Here is a 9,704-nt window from a genome sequence, read left to right as displayed (position 1 = left end):
AGACAGAAGGGCATGGCCGCATGGAACGACCCACCCGAAGTCTTGTGTCGACCGAGGACCTGTCGGATGCCGATCTGCGGGCGGTGGTGGCCCGGGGCGTCGACCATGCCGCGGGCCGCGTCGCGCGTTCTCTTCCGCTGACCGGGGACGTGGTCGGCATCTACTTCCGGAAGACCTCCACCCGTACCCGGACCGCCTTCTCCGCCGGCGCGCTGCGGCTGGGGGCGCAGATCGTCACCTTCGGTCCGGACGACCTGCAGACCAACACGGGGGAGACTGTCGGGGACACCGGCCGGGTGCTCGCCCGGATGCTGGACGTCATCGTGGCCAGGACGGCCGGCCCGCAGCGAGAACTGGCCGACTGGGCCGGGCAGCGGCGGATGGCCGTGGTGAACGCGATGACGGCGGAGGAACATCCCACCCAGGCGCTGACCGACCTGACGACGATGGCGCGCCACTTCGGCCGCGTCGAAGGCCTGCGCGTGTGCTATCTCGGTGAAGGGAACAACACCGCGGCGGCGCTGGCATCGGTATTGCCGCGGTTCGGCGGCGTCGCGTTGGAGCTGCGGACACCGCCCGGCTATGGCCTCACCGAAGAGGTCCGGGCCCGCGCCGAGGCGAACGCGGCCCGGTCGGGAGCGTCGTTCACCGAACGTCATGACATGGACGAGCTGCCGAGCGGCGTCGACGTCATCTACACCACGCGCTGGCAGACCACCGGCACGTCCAAGCCCCGACCGGACTGGCGGCAGGTCTTCGCCCCGTTCCAGGTGACCCCGAAGATGTGGGTCGACAGCCCCACCGCGGTCTTCATGCACGACCTGCCCGCGCACCGGGGAGAGGAGGTCACCGCCGAGGTCCTGGACGGACCGGCGAGCCTCGCGCTCGACCAGGCCGAGAACAAGATGCACAGCGCGATGGCGGTGCTCGAGTGGTGCAGGCACGTACTGCCCTGAGCGGCGCGCGGACCTGAGCGGGCGGCCCGGCGGCATCCCCACGGTCTCCGCCCCTGCGGTCGCCGCCGTCCGCAGCGCGGACTGGCGCCGCCGATGCCGTCAGAAGACGGTGCCGCAGAAGGGGGCGGATGCGGCGGCGAACAGCCGGTCGGCGTGCGTCAGGGCTCTCGGGTCGTCCACCCTCAGCCGGCCGAGGTCGGCCAGCGTCGAGAACCGGGTCGTACCCAGATAGGCCATGGCCAGAGCGTCGGCGTCCATGGTCAGGTGGGCAGGCGCGGTAGTCGTCACCACCCCGTCCGGCGAGATCCGGTACCGGCCGTTGTTGGCGGGCAGGAACTCGTCAATGATCTCCACCACGACCGGGTCCGCGTCGTCGTAAGCGCGCGCGGCCAGCGCCCGCGGAACGTCGACCAGCCGGAGCCACAGGTCGTCGTTCACGGAGTGCGTGCGGCACGCCCGCCAGTTGACCAGGATCCCCTCGACGAGCTCGTCGATCGGGAGGCGGCGGACGCACACCTCGTCCACCAGATCGATGTTGAGCAGGAAGCGCCACAGCCCGGCCGCCGCCGTCGGGTTGGCCGCGTGGAAGTCCGTCACCAGCAGGGTGACGCTGGAGCCCGGTTCCGCGTTCGGCGTCGTGCGGTACACCGCGAACCCGTCCTCGCTCCCAGCGCCGTGGTGCACCGCGACCGGTAGGTTCTCCCCGCTGGACAGGGGACGTTCCCACTTCGCGCGCCACCACGGTGCGGCGCGCCCGATGATGCCAGGGCGGTACGCGCCGAGCTGTTCGTACAGCCGGGGCAGCTCCTCGACCGAGGACGCCCGATCCATCAACCGGACCTCGCCGCCGGCCGGCGCGTCCGGTCGCAGCCGTGCCTGCCCGGTCCGTAGGCGCACCGCGCGGGAGAGGGTTCCCACGCCGTGGCCGAACCGGCCGTATATGGTTGCCTCACTGACGATGTTTCCGACCACCGGGTAACCGCGCCGGACCGCGAGATCCAACCGTTCGCGTTTCAGGCTGGTGAACACACCACGCCGGGTGTGATCGGCGCGCACCCCGCTCCCGGTGGCGGCGGCCATCGGCACGGTCGCCCCGCCGGGCAGGGAGAGATGGGACGGCAGCAGGTTGGTCGTGCCCACCAGTGTGTCGTCCAGGAACGCGCCCAACGCCAGCCCTGATGAATACAGGTGCCGCGCATAGGACCATTCCGTGTCCGACACCGGCGGACTGTGCTGGGCCGCTCGCACCAGGTCGTATGCCGCCCGATGGTCGGCGTCCGTGAGAATTCTGGTATCAGCCTTCGACATGCGACCGCCCTTCTGGGGTGTGACGTCCGTGGCATTCTCAGGACCTCTGCTATCCGATTCCTATATCTGATCGGACAGAAATCCCCTGGTGGCCGGCCGGGACAGTCGGGCCGCGGCCACAGCGGCGGCCTGGGCGGTGGCCGGAACGACATCGACAAGATCGTGGTCCAGTGTGGATACCGGGGAAATATAGATGCGCGTCCGACACTGGGCGAGTGGACGACACGCACGCGCCGAGCCTTCTCCGCCTGTTCGATCCGGAGTGGGATGATCCCTATGAGTTCTACCGGGAGCTACGGGAGTCGAGTTCCGTCCAGTGGGACGAGTGGATGCGGTGCTGGCTCGTGCTGGGCTACGAGGAGATAGTGCTGCTGTCCCGGGACGAACGCCTTTCCGGTGCCCGCATCGACAGTTTCTACGAACAGCTCCCCAGTGCCACCCGGGCGGGGCTCGCGCCGCTGAAGAAGGCCCTGTCGGACATGATGCTGTTCAACGAGCCACCTCGACACACCCGGTTGCGGCGCCTCATCCGGCCCGGGCTCACCCCGCGGTTCGTCCGGGACATCCGACCGTTGATCGAGGGCGTGGCGAACGACCTGCTCGACCGCGCGCTGCCGAGTGGGCTGCTGGACGTCATCGGTGACTTCTCCGAACCGCTCACCCGCGAGGTCATCGCCCGGCTCGCCGGGGTCGGTGGCGGCCACATCCACCTGCTCGAGAACTGGCAGGGTCTGCTGCACGAGTTCTTTACCCAGTCGCAGGAGGTGATCCCGCGGATCAACGACCTGCGCGGCGCGTTCGACCACGGCGCGCGGGCCCGCCGGGACGGCACCGAGGACGATCTGTTCAGCCGGATGATCGCCGGTCAGCTCGACCGGGCGGATTACACCGAGGACGAGATCTTCGCCAATTTTCTGCTGCTCATTGATGCCGGGCAGGCGACCACGACGCATCTCGTCGGCAACGCGGTGCTGGCGCTGTGCCGGCATCCTGAGCAGATGGCGATGCTGCGCGACGATCCGGATCTGGCCGCCGGCGCCGCGCACGAGTTCATGCGTTTCGACAGCTCGGTGCAGTTCACCTCGCGGGTCGCCCTCGACGACATCGAGATCGGCGGACAGCTGATCGAACGCGGCGAATCGGTGGCCCTCGTGCTGGGCGCCGGCAACCGGGACCCGCGCCGCTATCCCGACCCCGACCGGCTCGACATCCGCCGCAACGCTCAGGACCACCTGTCGTTCGGCCACGGGATCCACTACTGCCTCGGTGCCGCGCTCGCCGTGGCGGAGATCGAGATCGCGATAACGACACTTCTGCGTCGCACCGTCGACCTGCGGTTGGCCGAGGCCGGGCAGTCCTGGTTGGAAAGCGTCAACTTCCGCTTCCTGCAGCGGCTGCCGGTCGTCGTCACACCCGTCTTCTGACCTGGAGGCAACCGGATGGCGCGGCATTCGTGGTTGCGCACCTTCCTTCCGCGGCCGCGGGCGAGCTCACAGCTCATCTGCTTCCCGCACGCCGGCGGCGTCGCCAGCACGTTCCGGGACTGGGCCGAACTGCTGCCCGTTTCGGTGGAACTCCTCGCCGTGCAGTACCCGGGTCGCCAGGACCGCATCGACGACCCGATGCCGCCGGACATCGCGACGCTGGCCGACGAGATCCGCGGCGCGGTCGTCCCGCTGTTGGGCCGCCCGACGACCTTCTTCGGCCACAGCATGGGCTCGACGGTGGCCTTCGAGGTCGCCCGGCGGCTGCGACCCCATTACCCGTCCCGGCTGGAGCGGTTGGTCGTGTCGGCATGCGACGCGCCGGTCGCGCATCGTCCCCGTGGTCTGGACGGCGGCGACGAAAAGATCAGGGACCACGTCCGCACGCTGGGCGGAACCGCCGCGACGGTGCTGGACGACACGGACCTGTGGCGTCTCGCGATGCGGGCCCTGCGCCACGACTTCGCCCTCGTGGAGAGCTACCGGTACGTGCCCGGGGCGCCGTTGACCTGTCCGGTGACCGCGGTCGCAGGGAGCCGTGACGCCGCGGTGACGATCGACGATGTCGTCCGGTGGCGGGAACTGACCATCGGCCCGTTCGACGCGCACGTGCTGCCCGGCGGGCACTTCTATTTCGACGGCGCGTTGCCCGACCTCATACGGCTGCTCGCCGACCGCACACCGGAGAGGATCGACAGGGGATGCTGATCCATGAACTCGTCGCGCGCCAGGCCGCCTCGACGCCGGGCGCGGTCGCGGTGGTCGACGGGGCACACGAGCTGACATACGGGGAGCTGGACCGGTACGCCAACCAGCTCGCGCACCTGCTCCGCGGGGCGGGGGTCGGGTCGGAACCGCCGGTCGGAGTGCTGCTGCGGCGCGGCCGGAACCTGGTCGTCGCGCTGCTGGCCGTGTGGAAGGCCGGTGCCGCCTATGTCGCTCTGGACCCGGAGGGCCCGCGGCGCCGGACGGAGGGAATGCTCGCGGACAGCGCCGTCGCCGTGGCGCTGGTCGACGAGGCGGCGGATCTCGATGCGCCCGGTGTGACGGTGCTTCGGCTGGACCCGGAGCTGGCCGTGGCCGGAGGCTGTTCGTCCACCGCCATGGACGTCCCGACGACGGGGGACGATCCCGCTTACGTCCTCTACACCTCCGGGTCCACCGGACGACCGAAGGCGGTCGTGATCAGCCAGGACGGCATCGGCAACTATGTGCGGTGGCGGGTCGCCAACCACGGTCTGTCGGCGGCTGACCGGGTGCTGCAGAAAACCGCGCTCACCTTCGACGCCGCGGCCTGGGAGATCTTCGCGCCCCTGGTCAGCGGGGGGACGGTCGTGCTGGCCCCGGCCGGAGCCGAACGTGACCCGGCTGCGATGGTGCGGGCGGTGGCCGCGCACCGCGTCACGGTGCTGCAGGTGGTGCCGTCGGTACTGCGCGAGCTCGTGGACGAACCCGGCTGGGCCGGGTGCACCGCGCTGCGGATCCTCTCATCGGCGGGCGAACCGCTGGACGCGGAGCTTGCGGGACGGTTCCTGCGCGCGGTGGAGGACGGTTCCGGCGAGGTGGAGGTGTGGAACACCTACGGCCCGACCGAGTGCACCATCGACGTCACCGCCTACCGGTTCGACCCGCTGCAGCGGTCCGGCATGGTGTCCATCGGCAGGCCCGTCGACGGCATGCGGGTGGTGCTCGAAGACAGCGGCGAGCTCTGCGTGGGAGGCGTGGGCGTCGCGCACGGTTACCTCGGCCGGCCGGAGCTCACGGCCGAGCGGTTCGTCCCCGATCCTGCGGGACCGCCGGGGGGCCGCCTGTACCGGACCGGTGACCGCTGCCGGTGGCGGGCCGATGGCAACCTCGAGTACCTCGGACGGACTGATCGTCAGCTCAAGATCAACGGAGTGCGGATCGAGCCGGGCGAGGTAGCCGCCGCGCTGGGCACGCATCCCGCTGTGCGACAGGTCGCCGTCACCTCGTACCAGGCCGCCAACGGTGCCACCCGGCTCGCCGCCTATGTGCGGCCACGGGAGACGGTCACCGCGGCGGGGCTCGCGGCGTTCCTGCGGGACCGCCTGCCGCCGACCCACATCCCCGCCGCGTTCGTCGAGCTGGAGACCTTCCCGACCACCGCCAGCGGCAAGATCGACCTGACGGCGCTGCCGGCGCCGGAGCAGCCGTCGGACGGCGAGGCCGGCGATGCCGCGAGGGACCTGGTCGCGGATATCTGGCGGGAGCTGCTCGGGGTCGACCAGCTCGGGCACCAGGATGACTTCTTCCGTCTCGGCGGGTCGTCGCTGCAGCTCATCCGGCTGGCGAACCGGCTGCGGGTAGCCAGCGGCAGGGACGTCGATCTGTCCGCCTTGCTGTCCGCGACGACGCTTGCCGCGCAGGCCCGTCTGATCGAGCCGGAACGGGTCGACCCGTCGTCGGTGACCCCCGTGCCACGTGCCGGCGCGCTGCCGCTGTCGTTCGGACAGCATCGCCTCTGGCTCCAGGACCAGATCAACCCCGCGGGCAGAGAGTGGGTGTGCGGACTGTTCATCCGGGTCGACCCGGGCACCGGTGCGCAGGCGGTCCAAGCGGCCCTCGACGCGCTCCTCGAGCGGCACGAGGCCCTGCGGACCAGGTACACCGTCGAGGCCGGCCAGCCGGTGCAGTACATCGACCCGGTAGCGCCAGTGGATCTGCGGATCGTCGCCACCACCCGGGACCGTGTCGGCGCGATCCTCGACCAGGAGGCCGAGCGTGGCTTCGACCTGGCTCGCGGGCCGCTCGTCCGCGCGCTGCTGTTTCTTGAGCCGGCCGGTGCGCGGACACTGGTGCTGCTCGTCCATCACATCGCCTGCGACGGCTGGTCGTCGGCGATCCTCGAACGCGAGTTCCACGAGCTTGTGGCCGCCGGAAAGGCCGGGCGGCCACCGGTTCTGGCGCCGTTCGCCGTCCAGTACGCCGACTACGCGGTCTGGCAGCGCGACAGGCTGACCGACGACGTGCTGGCAGCCGAGCTGGCGCACTGGCGCAGGGTCCTGGAGGGGTCACGTCCGCTGTCCCCCCATCCGGACCGGCCCCGGCCCCGGCAGCGGGACGGGCGAGGCGCGGTGGTGCGCTTCACCATCCCCGCGTCGCTCGCCGACGCGCTCGACGAGGTGGGCCGCCGGGCTGACGCGACGCCGTTCATGGTGCTGCTGACGGTCTTCGCGACCCTGCTGGCACGCCACGGCGGCCGATGGGACGTGCCGATCGGCACCCCGGTCGCGGGCAGGGAGCGGCCCGAACTCGAGAACGTGGTCGGGTTCTTCCTCAACAGCCTGGTACTACGTTGCCAGCTGGCCGCCGACCTGACATTCGAACAGGCGCTCGAACGCGTCCGGGACGTCTGCAAGGATGCGCTCGCGCACCAGCAACTGCCGTTCGAACGGTTGGTGGCCGAGCTCGCGCCCGAACGTGACCCGTCCCGCACGCCATTCTATCAGGTGGCCTTCGACTTCCACGGAGCGGAGCTCACCGGAGCACCGGACGACGAGGCCGACCTGACCAGCATGATCGAGGCTTCCGGCGTCGCGAAGACGGACCTGACCCTGTACGTCCGGCGCCGCCCCGACGGCAGCGTTCTCGGCCTCCTCGAGTACGCCACGGCGCTCTACGAGCGTGACACGGTCGTCAGGCTGGCCAACCACCTCGAGGTGCTGGTGCGCTCCGTGGTCGACGCGCCCCGACGCACACTGGGCATGCTGGACCTGCTGCCCGATGCGGAGTCGCGGGCCCTCGCCGGGTGGAGTTCCACTCCGGCCGCGGCGGAGACCACCTCCGTTCTCGACCTGTTCGAGGAGCGGGTGGCGGCCTCCGGCGACGCGGTCGCGCTGGTCACGGACGCGGTGACGATGTCGTTCGCCGAGCTGGACGCCCGGGCGAACCGGCTGGCCGGCCACCTGCGCGCGCGCGGCGTGGGGCCAGAGTCCGTCGTCGGTGTACTGCTCGACCGCGGCATCCACCTGCCGATCGCGCTCCTCGCGGTCTGGAAGGCCGGTGCCGCCTATCTCCCGCTCGACCCGGACGTCCCCGCCCGGCGCGCGGGACTTGTGCTCGCCGACGCGAAGGCATCTGTCCTGGTGACCGGCGCCGAGCACCACCGGCGGCTTGCCGGCGAGCTCGACGGCACCGTGGTTCTCGCGGCGGAGGAGTTCCTCGGCGGCGAGGCGGTGACCGGGCCGGCCAGCCGGGTGGAGCGCCCCGCCGGACCGGACCTCCTGGCCTACGTGATCTACACGTCGGGGTCGAGCGGGGAGCCCAAGGGCGTGGCGATCACCCACGGCGGGCTGGCCGGTCACCTTCGATGGGCGGTGGCGGAACTGGCCAGCCGTGGCTCCGGCGGTGCGCCGCTGTTCTCGTCGGTCGCCTTCGACCTGGTCGTCCCGAACCTCTGGGCGCCGCTGCTGGCGGGCAGACCCGTGCATCTGCTGCCCCAGCGCTTCGATCTCACCGAACTCGGCGAACGGCTCGGGGCCGGGGCGCCGTTCGGATTCATCAAGCTGACCCCCGGACATCTCGAGATCCTCTCCCACCAGGTCGCGCCGGGACGCGCGGCCGAGCTGGCGGAGGTGATCGTGGTCGCGGGAGAAACGCTACAGCCGACGCTGGCGCGCCGATGGGCAGCGGAACTCGGTGCCGGTCGGCTGGTCAACGAGTACGGCCCGACGGAGACAACGGTGGGCGCCTGCACCTATCCCGTGCCGAACCCGCCTGATCGTGAGCCGGTCCCGATCGGTCGGCCGCTGCCCGGCGTCAGCATGCGTGTCCTGGACGACCGCCTTCACCCGACGCCGATCGGCGTCGTGGGCGAGCTGTACGTCGGCGGAGCCGGCGTGGCGCGGGGGTACCTGAACCGGCCGGCGATGACCGCCGAGCACTTCCAGCCCGATCCGTACGGCCCGCCCGGCGCGCGTTTCTACCGAACCGGTGACCTGGCGCGGGTGCTGCCCGGTGGGGACATCGAGTTCGCCGGCAGGCGCGACGAGCAGGTGAAGATCCGCGGATACCGGGTGGAGCCCGGTGAGGTCGCCGGAGTCCTTCGCCAGCATCACGGGGTGCGCGACGCGGTCGTCGTCGCCGAAGCGGAGAGCCTGGTCGCCTACTGCGTGACGGCCGCCGGTGTGACGCCCCGGGAGCTGACCCGTCACTGCGCCGCGCGGTTGCCCAGCTACCTGCTCCCGGCGGCGTTCGTGCTGCTCGACGAGATCCCGTTGACGGCCAACGGGAAGCTCGACCGGGCCGCGCTTCCCCGCGCGGCCGCCCCGGAGCACGTCGCGCCGCAGGGTGTCGTCGAGGAACGGATCGCCGATATCTTCGCCGAACTGCTCGTGACCTCGGTGGGCGCACACAGCCACTTCATCGCCAGCGGCGGCAACTCGATCCTGGCCATCCGGCTGGTCGCGGCGATCCAGGCGGAGTTCGAGATCACCGTGTCGATGCGGACGGTGTTCGAGGGTGGCACCGTGGCCGAGCTGGCCGCGGCTGTCGAGGAGCAGCTTCGCGCCGAGGTGGACCGGATGTCCGAGGAGGAACTGGTCGCGGCCGCGCGCCAGGCGAGGGAGGGGATGCTGGGATGACCGAGGAAGAGTACCGGCGGGCGCTGGTGGACTTCGTGGCCGAGGAGTTCCTCCCCGGGGCCGAGCAGGAGCCGCTGACGGACACGACACCGCTTGTCGAGTCGGGGATCCTGGATTCGCTGCGGATCGCGATTCTGCTGTCGTTCATCCGGAACACGTTCGGCGTCGCCATCCCGGCAGCGAAGATCGATCCACGCAACTTCGCCGACATCCAGGCCATCGCCGCGATGATCGTCTCGGTCTCCGTCGTGACGACGAGCGAGCGGGCTGGCGGGTGACCCGGACGACTACTACGATTTCCAGGTCAACCGGCCGACGGTGACCGGCACCGACGGGGCGTCCAGGAAGATCAC

6 protein-coding genes are annotated in these 9,704 nt (G+C 70.8%); 5 read left to right on the top strand and 1 reads right to left on the bottom strand.

The window, feature by feature from the left end; all coding sequences use genetic code 11:
- Positions 1-20: 20 nt before the first annotated feature.
- Complete coding sequence (locus MXD61_RS11240; RefSeq protein WP_248812784.1) at positions 21-956, top strand: ornithine carbamoyltransferase; 936 nt, start codon at positions 21-23, stop codon at positions 954-956.
- A 99-nt stretch (positions 957-1,055) separates the two neighbouring features.
- Here the strand turns inward: MXD61_RS11240 and MXD61_RS11235 are convergent, their stop codons facing one another.
- On the bottom strand, positions 1,056-2,264 hold the full coding sequence (locus tag MXD61_RS11235) for a GNAT family N-acetyltransferase (RefSeq protein ID WP_248812783.1): 1,209 nt from the start codon (positions 2,262-2,264) through the stop codon (positions 1,056-1,058).
- A gap of 215 nt (positions 2,265-2,479) precedes the next feature.
- On the opposite strand from MXD61_RS11235, the gene MXD61_RS28015 reads away from it, so the two are divergent.
- From MXD61_RS28015 to MXD61_RS11215, 4 genes are read left to right on the top strand one after another with little or no spacing between them, the layout of a single operon-like run.
- Positions 2,480-3,688, top strand: a complete 1,209-nt coding sequence (locus MXD61_RS28015) for a cytochrome P450 (RefSeq protein WP_248812782.1) — start codon at positions 2,480-2,482, stop codon at positions 3,686-3,688.
- Between the two features lie 15 nt (positions 3,689-3,703).
- Complete coding sequence (locus MXD61_RS11225) at positions 3,704-4,456, top strand: thioesterase II family protein (RefSeq protein ID WP_248812781.1); 753 nt, start codon at positions 3,704-3,706, stop codon at positions 4,454-4,456.
- Positions 4,450-9,351: a non-ribosomal peptide synthetase gene (locus MXD61_RS11220; protein WP_248812780.1), complete on the top strand. Its 4,902-nt coding sequence runs from the start codon at positions 4,450-4,452 to the stop codon at positions 9,349-9,351. Before MXD61_RS11225 ends, MXD61_RS11220 begins: the two co-directional genes overlap by 7 nt.
- Positions 9,348-9,629, top strand: a complete 282-nt coding sequence (locus MXD61_RS11215; protein WP_248812779.1) for an acyl carrier protein — start codon at positions 9,348-9,350, stop codon at positions 9,627-9,629. Before MXD61_RS11220 ends, MXD61_RS11215 begins: the two co-directional genes overlap by 4 nt.
- Positions 9,630-9,704 lie beyond the last annotated feature (75 nt).

It is taken from the genome of Frankia sp. AgPm24, from assembly GCF_023243055.1.
Lineage (GTDB): Bacteria > Actinomycetota > Actinomycetes > Frankiales > Frankiaceae > Frankia > Frankia umida.
Note: the sequence above shows the minus strand (reverse complement) of the source record. Positions and strands in the feature narration are given on the sequence as shown.